Genomic DNA, 18240 nt, shown 5'->3' on the forward strand with positions numbered 1-18240 from the left:
TCAGCCATGCCGGTCACCGCTCCCCCCGAAGAGGAACTCGACGTCCTGCGTCGGCAGGATCCCCAGATCGCCGACGTGCTGCTCGGCGAGGTGCGCCGGCAGGCCGACAGCCTGCAGCTGATCGCCGCCGAGAACTTCACCTCGCCCGCCGTCCTCGCCGCCCTCGGTTCCCCCCTCGCCAACAAGTACGCCGAGGGCTATCCCGGCGCCCGGCACCACGGCGGCTGCGAGTACGTCGACGCCGCCGAGCGGATCGCCGTGGAACGGGCCACCGCGCTCTTCGGAGCCGACCACGCGAACGTCCAGGCCCACTCGGGCTCCTCGGCCGTCCTGGCGGCGTACGCGGCCCTTCTCAGGCCCGGTGACACGGTTCTCGCCATGGGGCTCGAACACGGCGGGCACCTCACCCACGGTTCGCCCGCCAACTTCTCCGGCCGCTGGTTCGACTTCGTCCCGTACGGCGTCGACGCCGAGACCGGGCTCGTCGACTACGAGCAGGTCGCGGCCCTCGCCCGGCACCATCGCCCCAAGGCGATCGTCTGCGGCTCCATCTCGTACCCCCGCCACCTCGACTACGCCCTCTTCCGCGAGATCGCCGACGAGGTCGGCGCCTATCTGATCGCGGACGCGGCCCACCCCATCGGACTCGTCGCCGGGGGAGCGGCCCCGAACCCCGTCCCGTACGCCGACGTCGTCTGCGCGACCACCCACAAGGTGCTGCGCGGCCCGCGCGGCGGACTGATCCTGTGCGGCGAGGAGCTCGCGGGGCGGATCGACCGCGCGGTGTTCCCGTTCACCCAGGGCGGCGCCCAGATGCACACCATCGCCGCGAAGGCGGTGGCGTTCGGCGAGGCGTCCACCCCGGCGTTCACCGCGTACGCCCATCACGTGGTCGAGCACGCCCGGGTCCTCGCCGCCGCCCTCGCCGCCGAGGGCTTCGCGCTGACGACCGGCGGCACCGACACCCACCTCATCACCGCCGACCCCGCCCCGCTCGGCATCGACGGCCGCACCGCCCGCGCCCGGCTCGCCGCCGCCGGCGTGGTGCTCGACACCTGCGCCCTTCCGTACGGGGAGGGGCGCGGCATCCGGCTGGGCACGGCCGCGGTGACGACGCAGGGCATGGGAGCCCCGGAGATGGCCAGGATCGCCGCGCTGTTCACCGCCGCGCTGCGCGACGATCCCGTGGAGACCGCCAGGGTGCGGGCGGAGGTACGGGCGCTGACCGGGCGTTTTCCCCCGTATGGGCGCTGAGGGAGGACCGGGGAAAGTCGCTGTGCAACCGTTCGGACCACCCGCGTGTCTCCAAGCACATGGACGGCACGGCTAGGGTGTGGGGCTGAGATGGCCAGCGATTCCTGTGGGGCAGCCCGTGCGTGATTACCTGCTGACGCTCTGTGTCACGGCCGCGGTGACCTATCTGCTCACCGGTCCGGTGCGGAAGTTCGCCATCGCGACCGGGGCGATGCCGGAGATCCGTGCCCGAGACGTACACCGAGAACCGACACCGCGGCTCGGTGGCATCGCCATGTTCTTCGGGCTGTGCGCGGGACTCCTCGTCGCCGACCACCTGCAGAACCTGAACAGCGTCTTCGAGCTCTCCAACGAGCCGCGCGCGCTGCTCTCCGGTGCCGCCCTGATCTGGCTGATCGGCGTCCTGGACGACAAGTTCGAGCTGGACGCGCTGATCAAGCTGGGCGCCCAGATGATCTCGGCGGGCGTGATGGTCGCCCAGGGTCTGACGATCCTGTGGCTGCCGATCCCCGGCGTCGGCGTCGTCTCGCTGACCCCCGGCCAGGGCACCCTCCTGACCGTGGCGCTGGTCGTCGTGACCATCAACGCGGTCAACTTCGTCGACGGTCTCGACGGTCTCGCCGCCGGCATGGTCTGCATCGCCGCCGCCGCCTTCTTCCTGTACGCGTACCGCCTCTGGTACGGGTACACGATCGAGGCCGCCGCCCCCGCGACGCTGTTCACCGTGATCCTCATGGGCATGTGCCTGGGCTTCCTGCCGCACAACATGCACCCGGCGCGGATCTTCATGGGCGACTCCGGCTCGATGCTGATCGGTCTGATCCTGGCCGCCTCCGCGATCTCGATCACGGGCCAGGTCGACCCGGACGCGCTGAAGATCTTCGAGGGCTCGACCCGACAGGCCACCCACGCCGCCCTGCCGGTCTTCATCCCGCTGGTGCTGCCGCTGACGATCATCGCGATCCCGATGGCGGACCTGGTCCTGGCGATCGTGCGCCGCACGTGGAAGGGCCAGTCGCCGTTCGCGGCCGACCGCGGGCACCTGCACCACCGGCTCCTGGAGATCGGCCACTCGCACAGCCGCGCGGTTCTGATCATGTACTTCTGGTCGGCGCTGATCGCCTTCGGGACGCTGGCGTACTCGGTGCACTCGGCGTCGATGTGGATCGTGCTGTGCGTGGTCGCGCTGAGCGCGATCGGCCTGGTGCTGCTCCTGCTGCCGCGCTTCACCCCGCGCGCCCCCCGCTGGGCGCAGTCCGTGGTGCCGCCCCGCTACCGCCGCCGCACCCCCGCCCCCGTCGTGGCGGAGGCCGCTCCGGAGCCGTCCGAGGCCGCGGAGGAACGCGTTCCGGTGCCGGCCGGGCTCCATGGGTCCACGGCCATCGGCAACCGCGCGCGCTTCACCGACCGGAGGAAGGCCGGAACGCCAAGTTGACGAATGGTCGCATTCGCGGCCATTACCAGACAAGGCGCCGCCCTGTCGTGCACACACGCGCGGGGTAACTCTCATGTGTGACGGTTGGCACACCTTATGGGTAAAGACCTATTCAAATAGTTTGTGATACGGTTCACGAGACCCGGCGACAGTGCCGAAAGACCGTAGTGCGACGGTCCGTTGGCCCCGAGACCCACCTCGGACCGGGCTTACGCTCGTCCATGACGACACCATCGCCCCCTCCATCACTGCGGAGACACCGCCATGCCGTCCAACGACGCACGCATCCTCTTGCACACCGCTGTTCCCACCGCTGCCGTCGGCGTTCTCGCCACGGTCATCAGCGGTGTGATCGCGGGCGGCAAGGGAGCTGTCGGTGCCGTTGTCGGCACCCTGGTCGTGATCCTCTTCATGGGGATCGGGCAGGTGGTCCTGCAGCGGACGGCGAAGTCGCTTCCGCACCTCTTCCAGGCCATGGGGCTCATGCTCTACACGGCCCAGTTGCTGGTGCTCTTCATCTTCCTGGCCTTGCTCAAGAACACGACGCTGTTCGACTTCAAGGCCTTCGCCTTCACGCTGCTCGCGACGACCGTGGTGTGGGTCGCCGCACAGGCCCGGGCCTACATGAAGGCCAAGATCACGTACATCGACCCCGGAAACACGGGGTCGAAGTCGTGAAGGGTAGGGCCGGGATAAAGCCGCGTTCGGCTTCCTGCTATCGTCCGGTGCCAACTGCGGCACTGCGGGCGCGGGCATCCGAGACGCCTGTCCCAGCGCGAGGCTCGATGCCGAACCGCCGCCCCCTTATCCGTAAGACCAGTCCAGTGCCGACCCGCGGCTGCGTGCCGCGCCGACACAACGAGGTTGCCGTACCTATGCGCCACGCTGAAGGAGCCCGCGGTGAGTGCTGACCAGACGCTTGCCTTCGACCCGGATTGCCACATCTTCAGTGGATGCGGCTTCCCGGCGCCGGGCCTGCACACGTTCATGTACGAGCCCATGTTCACCGTGGGCGGTGTCGACTTCACCAAGCCGATGCTGCTGGCGGTCCTGGGTTCGATCGTGGTCGTCGGGTTCTTCTGGGCCGCCTTCAACAAGCCCAAGCTGATCCCCGGCAAGATGCAGATGGTCGGCGAGGCCGGTTACGACTTCGTGCGCCGCGGCATCGTCTACGAGATCATCGGCAAGAAGGACGGCGAGAAGTACGTCCCGCTGATGGTGTCGCTGTTCTTCTTCGTGTGGATGCTCAACCTCTGGTCGATCATCCCGCTCGCCCAGTTCCCGGTCACCTCCCTGATCGCCTTCCCGGCCGGTCTCGCGCTGATCGTGTACGTCCTCTGGGTCTCGCTGACCTTCAAGAAGCACGGCTTCGTCGGCGGCTGGAAGAACATCGTCGGCTACGACAAGTCGCTCGGCGCGATCCTTCCGATGGTCATGGTCCTCGAGTTCTTCTCGAACCTGCTCATCCGGCCCTTCACGCACGCGGTGCGACTGTTCGCGAACATGTTCGCCGGTCACCTGCTGATCGTGATGTTCTCGCTGGCCACCTGGTACCTCATGAACGGCCTGGGCTTCGTCTACGCCGGCGCCTCGTTCGTGATGGTCCTCGTGATGACGGCCTTCGAGCTCTTCATCCAGGCTGTCCAGGCGTACGTCTTCGTCCTCCTGGCCTGCAGCTACGTCCAGGGCGCGCTCGCCGAGCACCACTGAGCCGTACCGGCCCCGTAGCTCCACCCCCGAATCCATCAGTCGTCCGGTGGCCAACCCCCATCGGGTCATTGAAAGAGAAGGAAGTAACGGCATGTCCGCTGCTCTCGACATGATCAACCTCGCCGCCGAAGGTGGCAGCGCCAAGACCAACGTCGTCGGCAACGTCGCCTCGATCGGTTACGGCCTTGCCGCGATCGGCCCCGGCGTCGGCGTCGGCATCATCTTCGGTAACGGTACGCAGGCCCTCGCCCGCCAGCCCGAGGCCGCCGGTCTGATCCGCACCAACCAGATCATGGGCTTCGCCTTCTGTGAGGCGCTCGCCCTCATCGGCATCGTCATGGGCTTCGTCTACCAGTAAGCCGGACCGACTGCCCGATTCTTTTTACGGAAGGCACTGATGTGAACGCTCTGCTTCTTGCGGCAGCGGAGGAGCCCCAGCCTCCTCTGATCCCGCATCTCGACGAGCTCGTCATCGGCCTGATCGCCTTCGTCATCGTCTTCGGCTTCCTCGCCAAGAAGCTCCTCCCGAACATCAACAAGGTTCTGGAGCAGCGCCGCGAGGCCATCGAGGGTGGCATCGAGAAGGCCGAGTCGGCCCAGATCGAGGCTCAGAGTGTGCTGGAGCAGTACAAGGCCCAGCTCGCCGAGGCCCGCCACGAGGCCGCGCGTCTTCGCCAGGAGGCGACGGAGCAGGGCACCGCGATCATCCAGGAGATGAAGGCGGAAGGCCAGCGCCAGCGCGAGGAGATCATCGCGGCCGGCCACACGCAGATCGAGGCCGACCGCAAGGCCGCGTCCGCGTCGCTGCGTCAGGACGTGGGCAAGCTCGCGACCGACCTGGCCGGCAAGCTGGTCGGCGAGTCCCTCGAGGACTCCGCCCGCCAGAGCCGGACGATCGACCGCTTCCTCGACGAGCTCGAGGAGAAGGCCGAGGCCGTCCGATGAACGGAGCGAGCCGCGAGGCACTGGCCGCCGGACGTGAGTCCCTCGACGCGCTGACCGACAACACCTCGGTCGACGCGACGAAGCTCGCGGACGAGCTGGCCGCAGTCACCGCGCTGTTCGACCGCGAGGTGTCGCTGCGCCGGGTCCTGACCGACCCCGCGCAGTCGGGTGAGGCCAAGGCCGAGCTCGCGCAGCGACTCCTGAGCGGTCAGGTGGGCGGCGAAGCCGTCGACCTGGTCTCCGGCATGGTGCGTTCCCGCTGGTCGCGTTCGCGCGACCTGGTCGACGCGGCCGAGGAACTGGCGAACACCGCCGACCTCACCGCGGCGCAGAAGGCGGGCTCGCTCGACGACGTCGAGGACGAGCTGTTCCGGTTCGGTCGGATCGTGTCCTCCAGCCCCGAGCTCCGCTCGGCGCTGACGGACAAGGCCGCCACGGCCACCGCCAAGGGCGAGCTGCTCCGCAGCCTGCTCGGCGGCAAGGCCCACCGCACCACCGAGCGCCTGGTCGTCCGTCTGGTGACCCAGCCCCGGGGACGTAGCCTGGAAGCGGGACTCGAGTCCCTCTCCAAGCTCGCCGCGGCGCGCCGGAACCGGATGGTCGCCGTCGTCACCACGGCGGTGCCGCTGTCGGACGTGCAGAAGCAGCGCCTCGGAGCCGTACTCGCGAAGCTGTACGGCCGCGAGATGCACCTCAACCTGGACGTGGACCCCTCGGTCCTCGGCGGGATCACGGTGCAGGTCGGCGACGAGGTCATCAACGGCTCGATCGCGGAGCGCCTCGACGAGGCGACCCGCCGACTGGCCGGCTGACGACCGTCACCAGCAGCACGAGGCATCACAGCTACACAGCATCACCAGCGGCCCGGTTGGGCCGTGCAGAGATTGCAGAAGATTCCTGGGGGTCGGCCCCCAGACCCCTTAAGAAACTTCGGGCCCAACAAGGAGAGCAGGGAACCCAGATGGCGGAGCTCACGATCCGGCCGGAGGAGATCCGGGACGCACTGGAGAACTTCGTCCAGTCGTACCAGCCGGACGCGGCCTCGCGCGAGGAGGTCGGCACGGTCAGCCTGGCCGGTGACGGTATCGCGAAGATCGAGGGTCTTCCCTCGGCCATGGCGAACGAGCTGCTGAAGTTCGAGGACGGGACCCTGGGTCTCGCGCTGAACCTCGAAGAGCGCGAGATCGGTGCCATCGTCCTCGGCGAGTTCAGCGGCATCGAGGAGGGACAGCCGGTGCAGCGCACCGGTGAGGTCCTCTCCGTCGGTGTCGGCGAGGGTTACCTGGGTCGCGTCGTCGACCCGCTCGGCAACCCGATCGACGGTCTCGGCGAGATCGCGACCGAGGGCCGCCGCGCCCTCGAGCTGCAGGCCCCGGGCGTGATGGCCCGTAAGTCGGTGCACGAGCCGATGGAGACCGGCTACAAGGCCGTCGACGCCATGACGCCGGTCGGCCGCGGTCAGCGTCAGCTGATCATCGGTGACCGTCAGACCGGCAAGACCGCTCTGTGTGTCGACACGATCATCAACCAGCGCGACAACTGGCGCTCGGGCGACGTGAACAAGCAGGTCCGCTGCATCTACGTCGCCGTCGGCCAGAAGGGCTCGACCATCGCGTCCGTTCGCGGCGCCCTGGAAGAGGCCGGTGCGCTCGAGTACACGACGATCGTCGCCGCCCCGGCGTCCGACCCGGCCGGCTTCAAGTACCTGGCGCCGTACACCGGTTCCGCCATCGGTCAGCACTGGATGTACCAGGGCAAGCACGTCCTGATCGTCTTCGACGACCTGTCGAAGCAGGCCGACGCCTACCGCGCCGTGTCGCTGCTGCTGCGCCGCCCGCCGGGCCGTGAGGCCTACCCGGGTGACGTCTTCTACCTGCACTCGCGTCTCCTCGAGCGCTGCGCGAAGCTCTCGGACGAGCTGGGTGCCGGTTCGATGACCGGTCTTCCGATCGTCGAGACCAAGGCGAACGACGTGTCGGCGTTCATCCCGACCAACGTCATCTCCATCACCGACGGCCAGTGCTTCCTGGAGTCCGACCTGTTCAACGCCGGCCAGCGTCCGGCCCTGAACGTCGGTATCTCGGTCTCGCGTGTCGGTGGCTCCGCCCAGCACAAGGCGATGAAGCAGATCTCCGGCCGCCTCCGCGTGGACCTGGCCCAGTTCCGTGAGCTGGAGGCGTTCGCCGCCTTCGGTTCCGACCTGGACGCCGCCTCCAAGGCGCAGCTGGAGCGTGGACAGCGCATGGTCGAGCTGCTCAAGCAGGCTCAGTACCAGCCGATGCCCACCGAGAACCAGGTCGTCTCCGTCTGGGCCGGCACCACCGGCAAGATGGACGACGTTCCGGTCGCCGACATCCGCCGCTTCGAGGCCGAGCTCCTGGCGTACCTGCGCCAGAGCCACTCCGGTCTCATGACCTCCATCCGTGAGGGCGGCAAGATGTCCGACGACACCCTGCAGGCCGTGGGCGACGCCATCGCGGAGTTCAAGAAGCAGTTCGAGACCTCTGACGGCAAGCTGCTGGGCGAGGACGCTCCTGCCGCCGTCAACGTCTCGAAGTGACGACGGAAGGGACCTGACTCATGGGAGCGCAGCTCCGGGTCTACAAGCGTCGCATCAAATCCGTCACCGCGACGAAGAAGATCACCAAGGCGATGGAGATGATCGCCGCCTCGCGTGTCGTCAAGGCGCAGCGCAAGGTGCAGGCTTCCACGCCGTACGCGACCGAGCTGACGCGCGCGGTCACGGCGGTGGCCACGGGTGCGAACGACAAGCACCCGCTGACCACCGAGGCGGAGAACCCGGTCCGCGCCGCGGTCCTGCTCCTCTCGAGCGACCGCGGTCTGGCCGGTGCCTTCAACTCCAACGCCATCAAGGCGGCGGAGAAGCTGACGGCGAAGCTTGAGGGCGAGGGCCGTGAGGTCGCCGTCTACGTCGTCGGCCGTCGTGGCATCGCGCACTACAACTTCCGCGAGCGGAAGCTGGCCGGCACGTGGACCGGGTTCACGGACCAGCCGTCGTACGGCGACGCCAAGACGATCGCGGCTCCGCTGATCGAGGCGATCGAGAAGGACACGGCGGAGGGTGGTGTGGACGAGCTCCACATCGTCTACACCGAGTTCGTCTCGATGATGACGCAGACGGCGGTCGAGGCCCGGCTGCTGCCCCTCAGCCTCGACGAGGTGGCGAAGGAGGCGGGCGACTCGGACACGCTTCGTCCGCTGTACGACTTCGAGCCGTCGGCGGAGGACGTCCTCGACGCCCTGCTGCCCCGGTACGTCGAGAGCCGGATCTACAACGCGCTGCTCCAGTCGGCTGCTTCCAAGCACGCCGCCACGCGACGCGCGATGAAGTCGGCGACCGACAACGCGGGAGACTTGATCAACAACCTCTCCCGACTTGCCAACGCGGCCCGCCAGGCCGAAATCACCCAGGAAATCAGCGAGATCGTCGGTGGCACCGCAGCCCTGGCCGACGCGACCGCGGGGAGTGACAAGTAATGACGACCACTGTTGAGACGGCCGCCGCCACGGGCCGCGTCGCCCGGGTCATCGGCCCGGTCGTCGACGTGGAGTTCCCCGTCGACGCGATGCCGGAGATCTACAACGCGCTGAACGTCCAGGTTCCGGACCCGGCCGAGGAGGGCGCGACCAAGACGCTGACCCTCGAGGTCGCCCAGCACCTCGGTGACGGCGTGGTCCGCACCATCTCGATGCAGCCCACCGACGGCCTGGTCCGCCAGGCCCCGGTGACCGACACCGGCACGGGCATCACGGTGCCCGTCGGTGACGTCACCAAGGGCCGTGTGTTCAACACGCTGGGTCAGGTGCTGAACGCGGACGAGTCCACCGTGGCCGACGCGCCGCGCTGGACCATCCACCGCAAGGCCCCGGCCTTCGACCAGCTCGAGTCCAAGACCGAGATGTTCGAGACCGGCCTGAAGGTCGTCGACCTTCTCACCCCGTACGTCAAGGGTGGAAAGATCGGTCTGTTCGGTGGTGCCGGTGTCGGCAAGACCGTTCTGATCCAGGAAATGATCGTCCGTGTGGCCAAGCTGCACGACGGTGTCTCGGTCTTCGCGGGCGTCGGCGAGCGCACCCGTGAGGGCAACGACCTCATGGTGGAGATGGAGGAGGCCGGCGTTCTGGACAAGACCGCGCTGGTCTTCGGCCAGATGGACGAGCCCCCGGGCACCCGTCTCCGCGTGGCCCTCGCCGGTCTGACCATGGCGGAGTACTTCCGCGATGTGCAGAAGCAGGACGTGCTGTTCTTCATCGACAACATCTTCCGCTTCACCCAGGCCGGTTCCGAGGTGTCGACCCTGCTCGGCCGTATGCCCTCCGCGGTGGGTTACCAGCCGAACCTGGCCGACGAGATGGGTCTCCTCCAGGAGCGCATCACCTCGACCCGTGGTCACTCGATCACCTCGATGCAGGCGATCTACGTCCCCGCGGACGACCTGACCGACCCGGCTCCGGCCACCACCTTCGCCCACCTCGACGCGACGACGGTTCTCTCCCGTCCGATCTCCGAGAAGGGCATCTACCCGGCCGTGGACCCGCTGGACTCCACGTCCCGGATCCTGGACCCGCGCTACATCGCGCAGGACCACTACGACGCCGCCACGCGCGTCAAGGGAATCCTGCAGAAGTACAAGGACCTCCAGGACATCATCGCGATCCTCGGTATCGACGAGCTGAGCGAGGAGGACAAGCTCGTTGTCCACCGCGCCCGCCGTGTCGAGCGCTTCCTGTCCCAGAACACCCACGCGGCGAAGCAGTTCACCGGCGTGGACGGTTCGGACGTTCCGCTCGACGAGTCGATCGCCGCGTTCAACGCGATCTGCGACGGTGAGTACGACCACTTCCCCGAGCAGGCGTTCTTCATGTGCGGTGGCATCGAGGACCTCAAGGCCAACGCCAAGGAGCTCGGCGTCTCCTGAGCCCCGTGCTCTCCCGAGGGGGGCGGGATTCGGTCCCGCCCCCCTCACCACGCCCCTTAGAATTGACCCCAACACCCGGCACGACCGCCGGGTGGTGACCCGAGGAGCCACCCTTGGCTGCTGAGCTGCACGTCGAGCTGGTCGCCGCGGACCGGAGTGTCTGGTCCGGCGAGGCCACCCTGGTCATCGCGCGTACCACCTCCGGCGACATCGGCGTCATGCCCGGCCACCAGCCGCTGCTCGGTGTGCTGGAGTCGGGCCCGGTGACCATCCGTACCAGTGAGGGCGCGACTGTCGTCGCCGCCGTCCACGGTGGATTCATCTCGTTCGCCGACGACAAGCTGTCTCTGCTCGCGGAGGTCTGCGAGCTGGCGGACGAGATCGACGCCCAGCGCGCCGAGCGCGCGCTGGAGCGTGCGAAGTCGGATTCGGACGCCGCCGCCGAGCGGCGCGCCGATGTACGGCTGCGCGCGGTAGCGGTCCGCTGACGGTCCGCGCAGAGTAGTGCCCTCAGCCGCGGCACGGCTGGAATTTTCCAGACCGTGCCGCGGCTGAGGCGATGCAGATGCAGGTTGTATTCGGTTCTGCCGGCGGTGCCGGCTACGGGACGCAGCGAGGAGGTCGGTGAAGATGTTCCTCGCTCTGCTCGTGTGCGGCCTGGTCGTCGCACTGGTGGTGATCGGGCTCTTCGTCTTCGGTCTGCGCCGGAGGCTGATCCAGCGCGCCGGCGGCACCTTCGACTGCTCGCTGCACTGGAACGTCCCGGACGAGCCGGATCCGAGCGGCAAGGGCTGGGTGTACGGCGTCGCCCGCTACAGCGGTGACGAGATCGCCTGGTTCCGTGTCTTCTCGTACGCGCCCCGCCCCCGCCGCACCCTGGAGCGCTCCTCCATCGTGGCGCTGGAGCGCCGGATGCCGGAGGGCGAGGAGGAGCTGGCGCTCCTGTCCGAGATGGTGATCCAGCCCTGTATGTACGAGGGCGTCCGTCTGGAGCTCGCGATGAGCGAGGACGCCCGGACGGGTTTCATGGCCTGGCTGGAGGCGGCGCCTCCCGGGCAACGGGTAAATGTTGCTTGAATTCCCCGCCCGTTGAATGGGGGTCCCCCCGGACGAAGTCCGGGGGAGGGTGAATGTGGCCTGATACGGCTGAAGCGGGGGACGGCGTGCTGCGCCGTCCCCCGCTTCCGTGTGTTCCGGGCCGGGACTAGCTCAGGCCGGTGTTGATGGCGCCGACCAGCTCGCCGTTGCCGGTGTCACCGCTGAACTCCCAGAAGAACGCGCCGCCCAGGCCCTGGTTCTTCGCCCAGCTCATCTTGGACGTGACCGTGGCCGGGGTGTCGTAGCTCCACCAGTTGCTGCCGCACTTGGCGTACGCCGTGCCCGCGACGGTTCCGGTGGCCGGGCAGGAGTTCTTCAGGACCTTGTAGTCCTCGATGCCCTGCTCGTAGGTGCCCGGCGCGGGGCCGGTCGCCGTGCCGCCGGGGGCGTCCTGGGTGACGCCGGTCCAGCCGCGCCCGTAGAAGCCGATGCCGAGCAGCAGCTTGTTGGCGGGCACGCCCTTCGCCTTGAACTTGGCGATGGCCTCGGCGGAGTTGAAGCCGGACTGCGGGATGCCGGGGTACGCGGTGAGCGGGGAGTGCGGGGCCGTCGGGCCCTGCGCCGCCCAGGCGCCGAAGAAGTCGTACGTCATGACGTTGAACCAGTTCATGTACTGCGCCGCGCCCGCGTAGTCGGCGGCGTCGATCTTGCCGCCGGCGGAGGCGTCGGCCGTGACGGCCGCGGTGATGAGGTAGTTGGCGCCGAACTTGGCGCGCATCGCCTGCATCATGTTCTTGAAGGAGGCGGCGCCGCTGGTGTCACAGGACAGACCGCAGGCGTTCGGGTACTCCCAGTCCAGGTCGATGCCGTCGAAGACGTCGGCCCAGCGCGGGTCCTCGATGAGGTCGTAGCAGGACTGCGCGAAGGCGGCCGGGTTCTGCACGGCCTGGCCGAAGCCGCCGGACCAGGTCCAGCCGCCGAAGGACCAGAGGATCTTGATGTTCGGGTACTTCGCCTTCAGCTTGCGCAGCTGGTTGAAGTTGCCGCGCAGCGGCTGGTCCCAGGTGTCGGCGACGCCGTCGACGGACTGGTCGGCGGTGTAGGCCTTGTCGTAGTCGGCGTAGGCGTCACCGATGGTGCACTTGCCGCCCGTGACGTTGCCGAAGGCGTAGTTGATGTGGGTGATCTTGGACGCGGAACCCGAGCTCACGATGTTCTTCACGTGGTAGTTGCGCCCGTAGACGCCCCAGTTGGTGAAGTAGCCCATCTTCACGACGTTGGGGGGCGGGGTGCCGCCGCCGCCACCGGTGGTGCGGACGGGGACCGGGCCGGCGGCGGGGCCGGTCTGGTCGATGGTGTCGCGGGCGACGACCGTGTAGCTGTAGTCGGTGCCGGCGGTGAGGCCGTTGTCCGTGTAGGTGAGGCCCGTGGTGGTGGTGACCTTGGTGCCGTCGCGCAGGACGTCGTAGTTCTTGACGCCCTTGTCGTCGGTGGCCGCGGTCCAGGTGAGCTTCACCGAGGTGTCGGTGACGCCGGAGGCGACGGGGGTGCCGGGGGCCGAGGGCGGGTTGTCGCCGGGCTGGGTGGTGCCGTCGCAGGCGGCGCCGTTGATCTTGCAGCCGGTGGGGGCGCCGGAGCCGGCGCCGTTGTAGCCGAAGGAGACGGAGGCGCCGGGGGCGAGGCTTCCGTTCCAGCCGACGTTCTTGGCGGTCCAGTGGGTTCCGGAGCTGGTGACGGTGGCGTCCCAGGCGGAGGTCACCGAGGTGCCGGCGGGGTAGTCCCACTCGACGGTCCAGGAGCTGATCGCGGTGGTGCCGGTGTTCTTGACCGTCCAGCTGGCACCGAATCCGGTGCCCCAGTCCTGGGTCTTGGTGTACGTGGCGGTGGCCGAGGTGGCGGCCTCGGCGGGGGTGGCGAGGCCGACCATGGCGGCCAGGGGCAGGATCAGGGCGGTCAGACCGGCGGCGGCCCGGTGTCTGAACCCTGTTCTGCGCGTCGGTGCTTGAGTGCTCAACGGTGCTCCTCAAGTTGCGGACGGACATGGGTGGGGGTGGTCCGTGGAGATGCGCGCGCCCCGAGAGCGTAGGAAGGTCTGGACCAATCGTCAAGAGGTCCAGACCAACGTTGCCGTGAGCCGCTAGACCCCCAACTCCTGGGCCAGTACGGCCGCTTGCACCCGGCTCCGCAGCTCCAGCTTCCCCAGCACCTTGCTGACGTGTGTCTTCACCGTCGCCTCCGCCATGTCCAGCCGTACCGCGATCTCCGCGTTCGACAGCCCCTGGCCGAGCGTCGAGAGCACCTCCCGCTCCCGGGGCGTCAGCGCGTCGAGCACGGCGGGATCGGTCCCCGACGGGACCCGCGCCGGACGGCCCGCCGCCGCGAACTCCGCGATCAGCCGCCGGGTCACCGCCGGCGCGATCAGCCCCTCGCCGCGCGCCACCGTCCGTACCGCCTCGATCAGCTCCCTGGCGTCCGCGTTCTTGAGCAGGAAACCGGCCGCGCCCGCCCGCAGCGCCCCGAAGACGTACTCGTCCAGATCGAAGGTGGTCAGCACGAGGACGTCCGCGAGACCCTCCGCGACCACGATCCCGGTCGCCGTCACCCCGTCCATCCGGGGCATCTGCACATCCATCAGGACCAGGTCCGGACGCAGTTCGCGGGCCAGCTCCACCGCCCGCTCACCGTCCGCCGCCTCCCCGACCACCTCGATGTCCGGCGCGCTCCCCAGGATGAGCACCAGCCCCGCCCGTACCGCGGACTGGTCCTCCGCCACCACCACCCGCACCGTCATGCCCGCTCCTCGTCGCTCGGGGCCACGGGCAGCTCCGCCCGGACCCGCCATCGTTTCCGTCCCCCGCCGTCCGTGACGGGACCCGCCTCGAACACCCCGTCGAGCAGGGCCACCCGCTCCCGCATCCCCACCAGACCGGCCCCCGAGCCGGGGGCCGTCGGACCCGGGCGCTCCCCGTACGGACTCGTCACCTCGACGGTCAGTGCTCCCGGCTCCCGGGCGAGCCGCACCCGGACCTCGCCGGGCGCCGCGTGCTTGAGCGCGTTCGTCAGGGACTCCTGCACGATCCGGTACGCCGCCAGTTCCACCGGCGCCGGAAGGCCCGCGCCGGTCTCCCGGGTGTCGTCGAGGAGCAGGACGAGTCCGCTCGGCCGGGCGTTCGCCCGTGCCTGGTCGACCAGCGCGTCCAGACCGGCGAGGGTGGGCGCGGCGGCCGGCTCCGTGTCGCCGCTGCTGTCCCGGAGGAGTCCGATCAGCCGCCGCATCTCCGACAGGCCCGCCACGCTGTTCTCCCGGATCACGGTCAGCGCCTGCCGGGTGGTGGCCGGTTCGTCGAGGGAGAGCGCGGCCGTGGAGTGGATGGCGATGGCGGAGAGGTGGTTCGCGACCATGTCGTGCAGCTCGCGCGCCATCCGGGCCCGCTCGGCCACCACCGCCTGGACCCGGTCCATCTCGGCGAGCAGCGCGGTCTGTTCGGCCCGCAGCCGGGCGGCCTCGGCGGCCTCCCGGTGGTTGCGGACGATGGCGCCGGTCATGGCGGGCAGGAACGAGACCATGCCCGTGATCACCCCGACGAGCAGGGCCACCGCGTTCTGCCACCAGACGAGGAAGCCGATCGTCACCGCGATCGTGATCAGCCCGGTCGTGTAGGGGACGCGGCGGGCCTGGGCGGGCGGTCCGTACACCACGGCGGCGTAGACGATGTCCGTGAACATCAGGACGGTGGCCAGGTTCCCGTTGGTGAACTGGTCCGCGACGACCGCGAGCGTGCCCACGGTCAGCGCGGTCCGCGGCGTCGTCCGGCGTCCGGCCTCGCAGGCGCTCATCACCGCGAGCGGCACCAGCGCCGCCCATCGCTGGTCGAAGACGCGGTCGCCGGTCGTGTACAGCCCGAAGGACCACAGGAGCACCCCGACGGCGAGCCCCGAGAGGGCGATGAGCAGATCGACGGGGTGCGGGCGGGGGAGCGTCTTCGGGCGGGGGGTCGTCACCGGGCGGGGGAGCGTCACGTTCTCATCCAACACGCCCCGACGTGCCCGGACCTCCTCGTCCGGGCCGATCCGCGCCTCCGTCGAAGGATGTAGGCGTACGTCGTCACCGCCGACGACGAAACCGGGCCGGTGCCACGGGACGCTGGAGGGGAACCGAGAGGGGAACGCCGTGATCGTCACGCTGATCGTCGTCTGCGAGGTCGGCTTCTGGGTCCTGCTGGCCGCCGGCCTCGCCACCCGCTACCTGCTGAAGAGGCCCCGGGCGGGTATGGCCCTGCTGCTGTGCGAACCGCTCCTGGAGATCGTTCTCCTCGTCGCCACCGCGATCGACCTCAAGAACGGTGCCGACCCCAGCTGGGAGCACGGCCTCGCCGCCCTCTACATCGGCTACACCGTCGGCCACGGCCACCGCACCGTGAAGTGGCTCGACGGGCACGCGGCCCACCGCCTCGGCGGGGCGCCGCCGCCCGCGAAGCCGCCGCGGTACGGCATGGCCCGGGCCCGCCACGAGGGCGCGGTCTGGCTCGGCAGCCTGGTCGCCGCGGCCGTCGCCTCCGCGCTGCTGCTCCTGGCCGCCTGGTACGTCGGCGACGACGGGAACACGGACGGTCTGTACGACTGGATCTTCGTCGCCTGGCGGGCGGCGGGCATCCACGGCCTGATCGCGCTCAGCTACGCGATCTGGCCGAAGAAGGCCCCGGCCGGCGAGCGGACCGCCGAGCCGCCCGGGCGGCAGGCGTCAGCGGTCCCCGCCCGGGACCCAGAGCACGTCCCCGACCTCCTTGTTCGCCGTCCGGGCAAGGATGAAGAGCAGGTCTGAGAGGCGGTTGAGGTACGTGGCGGTCAGGGCGTTCATCGTCTCGCCGTGCACCTCCAGGGCCGCCCAGGTGGAGCGCTCCGCCCGCCGGACCACCGTGCACGCCTGGTGCAGCAGGGCCGCGCCGGGCGTGCCGCCCGGCAGGATGAACGAGCGCAGCTTGTCGAGCTCCTCCAGGAAGCGGTCGCAGTCCGCCTCCAGCTTGTCGACGTAACCCTGCTCGACCCGCAGCGGCGGGTACTTCGGGTCCTCCACCACCGGGGTGCAGAGGTCCGCGCCGACGTCGAACAGGTCGTTCTGGACGCGGACGAGGACCTTGACGACCTCCTCGTCGAGCTGCCCGAGGGCGACGGCGGTGCCGATGGCGGCGTTCGCCTCGTTGGCGTCGGCGTACGCCGAGATCCGCAGATCCGTCTTGGCGGTCCGGCTCATGTCGCCGAGGGCGGTGGTGCCCTGGTCGCCGGTACGGGTGTAGATGCGCGTCAGATTGACCATGGGCCCAGCCTAGTTACGCACCGGCGCTCCGGAACGTGCGTGTGCCGACCGTCACGGCGAGCGCCGTCAGTCCGAGGGCGACGAGCACCCCGTACAGCATGGCCGGGGTCGTGTAGTGGCCGATGTACGCCTCCCGGACCGCGTCCACCAGATAGCGGAACGGCATCAGGTGCGAGACCACGTCGAGCCAGCCGGGGGCGAGGGCCATCGGCAGCATCAGCCCGGAGAGCAGCATCGACGGCATCGCGAGCGTGTTGATCGCGGGGCCGAACTCCTGCGGGGTGCGCAGCTTCAGGGCGAGCGCGTACGAGAGCGAGGCGAGCGCGGCGGAGAGCAGGGCCACGAAGCCGAAGCCCAGGAGGATTCCGCCGACCGGGGCCCGCAGGCCCATCGGGATCGCCACCAGGACGAGCAGGACCGCCTGGAAGACGAAGAGCGCGGCGTCCCGCAGGACCCGGCCGAGCAGCAGGGCGAGCCGGCTCACCGGGGTGACCCGCATCCGGTCGAAGACGCCCCAGTTCTTCTCCATGATGATCGAGAAGCCGGCGAACGAGGCGCCGAAGAGGCCGAGCTGGAGCAGCAGGCCGGGGACGAGGACCTGCCAGGAGTCGCCCTCGCGGCCCAGCGGGAGGCCGGTGAGCAGCGGTCCGAAGAAGAACAGGTAGAGCAGCGGCATCAGGGCGCCGAAGAAGATCTGGAACGGGGAGCGCAGGGTCTGGCGGGCGTAGCGCCCGAAGAGCAGTGCGGTGTCGTGGAGCAGCATCACGGATCTCCTAGACGGCTACGGGCGTGGCGTCGACGGGGGCGGGGCCGCGGCCGGTGACGGCGAGGAAGGCCTCCTGGAGGGTGCTCACGCCGTGCGCGGCCTTGAGCCCCGCGGGGCTGTCCTCGGCGACGACCGTGCCCTCGTCCACGATGACGAGCCGGTCGGCGAGGGCGTCGGCCTCGTCGAGGTAGTGGGTGGTGAGGACGACGGTGGTGCCGTGCTCGTCGCGCATCCGCCGCACCAGGGCCCACAGGTCGGCGCGGCTGCCGGGGTCGAGGCCGGTCGTCGGCTCGTCGAGGAAGAGGACCTCGGGGCGGTGGGTGAGTCCCATCGCGAGGTCGAGCCGGCGGCGCTGGCCGCCGGAGAGCGCGGGGGTCCTCCGGTCGAGGAGCGCGGTGAGGCCGAGGTCGGCCGCGAGCTCCTCGGTGCGCGCGTGGGCGCGCGCCCGGTCCAGGCCGTAGAGCCTGCCCTGCATGACGAGTTCGGAGCGGACGGTCTCCTGGGGGTCGAGGCCGCCGGACTGGGCGACGTACCCGATGCGCCGGCGGACGGCGGCGGGGTCCCGTACGAGGTCGTGGCCGGCGACGGTGGCGGCGCCACCGGTGGGCGGGAGGAGTGTGGTGAGCATCCGGAGGGTGGTCGTCTTGCCGGCGCCGTTGGGGCCGAGGAGGGCGAGGATCTCGCCCGGCCGGACGGTGAGGTCGATCCCGCGGACGGCCTCCACGGGGCCGTTCTTCGTGAGGAAGGTCCGGGCGAGCCCGGCCGTGCTGATGAGGGGCATGGCGAACAGAAAAACAGAGTCACTGAAATTTTGCAACGTCCCCAAAATTTCAGGGGC

General features: G+C 69.5%; 19 protein-coding genes. 13 read left to right on the forward strand and 6 right to left on the reverse strand.

The features are described 5' to 3' along the window. Positions 1-6 precede the first annotated feature (6 nt). From glyA to ASD33_RS29920, 12 genes are all read left to right on the forward strand, one after another. The gene (gene glyA / locus ASD33_RS29865; protein ID WP_056567498.1) at positions 7-1254 is read left to right on the forward strand and encodes a serine hydroxymethyltransferase; all 1248 of its coding nucleotides are present in this window, start codon (positions 7-9) and stop codon (positions 1252-1254) included. A gap of 118 nt (positions 1255-1372) precedes the next feature. Next, positions 1373-2689 carry an MraY family glycosyltransferase gene (locus tag ASD33_RS29870; RefSeq protein ID WP_056567502.1) on the forward strand — a complete coding sequence of 439 codons (1317 nt, stop codon included), beginning with the start codon at positions 1373-1375 and terminating at the stop codon, positions 2687-2689. A 264-nt stretch (positions 2690-2953) separates the two neighbouring features. Further along, positions 2954-3367, forward strand: a complete 414-nt coding sequence (locus tag ASD33_RS29875) for a hypothetical protein (RefSeq protein ID WP_056567504.1) — start codon at positions 2954-2956, stop codon at positions 3365-3367. Positions 3368-3589: 222 nt separating this feature from the next. Further along, a complete protein-coding gene (gene atpB, locus ASD33_RS29880) occupies positions 3590-4399 on the forward strand; it encodes a F0F1 ATP synthase subunit A (protein ID WP_056567507.1) in 810 nt (269 codons plus the stop codon). Between the two features lie 91 nt (positions 4400-4490). Beyond that, complete coding sequence (gene atpE / locus ASD33_RS29885; RefSeq protein WP_024761915.1) at positions 4491-4757, forward strand: ATP synthase F0 subunit C; 267 nt, start codon at positions 4491-4493, stop codon at positions 4755-4757. Positions 4758-4798: 41 nt separating this feature from the next. Further along, positions 4799-5344, forward strand: a complete 546-nt coding sequence (locus tag ASD33_RS29890) for a F0F1 ATP synthase subunit B (protein ID WP_056567509.1) — start codon at positions 4799-4801, stop codon at positions 5342-5344. Continuing rightward, positions 5341-6156, forward strand: a complete 816-nt coding sequence (locus tag ASD33_RS29895) for a F0F1 ATP synthase subunit delta (RefSeq protein ID WP_056567512.1) — start codon at positions 5341-5343, stop codon at positions 6154-6156. Before ASD33_RS29890 ends, ASD33_RS29895 begins: the two co-directional genes overlap by 4 nt. 149 nt (positions 6157-6305) lie before the next feature. Then, positions 6306-7904: a F0F1 ATP synthase subunit alpha gene (gene atpA / locus ASD33_RS29900; protein WP_056567515.1), complete on the forward strand. Its 1599-nt coding sequence runs from the start codon at positions 6306-6308 to the stop codon at positions 7902-7904. Positions 7905-7924: 20 nt separating this feature from the next. Next, positions 7925-8842, forward strand: a complete 918-nt coding sequence (locus ASD33_RS29905) for a F0F1 ATP synthase subunit gamma (RefSeq protein ID WP_056567518.1) — start codon at positions 7925-7927, stop codon at positions 8840-8842. Next, positions 8842-10284, forward strand: a complete 1443-nt coding sequence (gene atpD, locus ASD33_RS29910) for a F0F1 ATP synthase subunit beta (protein ID WP_030321098.1) — start codon at positions 8842-8844, stop codon at positions 10282-10284. The genes ASD33_RS29905 and atpD overlap by 1 nt, the downstream gene beginning before the upstream one ends. Positions 10285-10397: 113 nt before the next feature. Next, positions 10398-10772 carry a F0F1 ATP synthase subunit epsilon gene (locus ASD33_RS29915; RefSeq protein ID WP_053648591.1) on the forward strand — a complete coding sequence of 125 codons (375 nt, stop codon included), beginning with the start codon at positions 10398-10400 and terminating at the stop codon, positions 10770-10772. 142 nt (positions 10773-10914) lie between these two features. Continuing rightward, entirely contained in the window at positions 10915-11361 is a 447-nt protein-coding gene (locus ASD33_RS29920) for a DUF2550 domain-containing protein (protein ID WP_030321101.1), read from the forward strand. A 127-nt stretch (positions 11362-11488) separates the two neighbouring features. On the opposite strand, the gene ASD33_RS29925 is transcribed toward ASD33_RS29920, so the two are convergent. From ASD33_RS29925 to ASD33_RS29935, 3 genes are all read right to left on the reverse strand, one after another. Beyond that, positions 11489-13249, reverse strand: coding sequence for a glycoside hydrolase family 18 chitinase (locus ASD33_RS29925; protein ID WP_056567525.1), 1761 nt, complete (start codon positions 13247-13249; stop codon positions 11489-11491). Between the two features lie 210 nt (positions 13250-13459). After that, positions 13460-14113 (reverse strand): response regulator transcription factor, encoded by a 654-nt coding sequence (locus tag ASD33_RS29930; RefSeq protein WP_056567527.1) that lies wholly within the window; start codon positions 14111-14113, stop codon positions 13460-13462. Continuing rightward, positions 14110-15342: a histidine kinase gene (locus tag ASD33_RS29935; RefSeq protein WP_079045093.1), complete on the reverse strand. Its 1233-nt coding sequence runs from the start codon at positions 15340-15342 to the stop codon at positions 14110-14112. The genes ASD33_RS29930 and ASD33_RS29935 overlap by 4 nt, the downstream gene beginning before the upstream one ends. A 151-nt stretch (positions 15343-15493) precedes the next feature. On the opposite strand from ASD33_RS29935, the gene ASD33_RS29940 reads away from it, so the two are divergent. After that, the gene (locus tag ASD33_RS29940; protein ID WP_056567531.1) at positions 15494-16144 is read left to right on the forward strand and encodes a hypothetical protein; all 651 of its coding nucleotides are present in this window, start codon (positions 15494-15496) and stop codon (positions 16142-16144) included. Here the strand turns inward: ASD33_RS29940 and ASD33_RS29945 are convergent. Genes ASD33_RS29945 through ASD33_RS29955 form a run of 3 tightly spaced genes read right to left on the reverse strand, consistent with a single transcriptional unit; the run spans position 16064 to position 18183 of the window. Next, the gene (locus tag ASD33_RS29945) at positions 16064-16636 is read right to left on the reverse strand and encodes a cob(I)yrinic acid a,c-diamide adenosyltransferase (RefSeq protein ID WP_056567534.1); all 573 of its coding nucleotides are present in this window, start codon (positions 16634-16636) and stop codon (positions 16064-16066) included. The genes ASD33_RS29940 and ASD33_RS29945 overlap by 81 nt on opposite strands. A gap of 13 nt (positions 16637-16649) precedes the next feature. Next, positions 16650-17399, reverse strand: a complete 750-nt coding sequence (locus ASD33_RS29950) for an ABC transporter permease (RefSeq protein ID WP_056567536.1) — start codon at positions 17397-17399, stop codon at positions 16650-16652. A 10-nt stretch (positions 17400-17409) separates the two neighbouring features. Then, entirely contained in the window at positions 17410-18183 is a 774-nt protein-coding gene (locus ASD33_RS29955) for an ATP-binding cassette domain-containing protein (protein ID WP_056567538.1), read from the reverse strand. Positions 18184-18240 lie beyond the last annotated feature (57 nt).

Origin of the sequence: Streptomyces sp. Root1304 (genome assembly GCF_001426405.1) — a bacterium.
Lineage (GTDB): Bacteria > Actinomycetota > Actinomycetes > Streptomycetales > Streptomycetaceae > Streptomyces.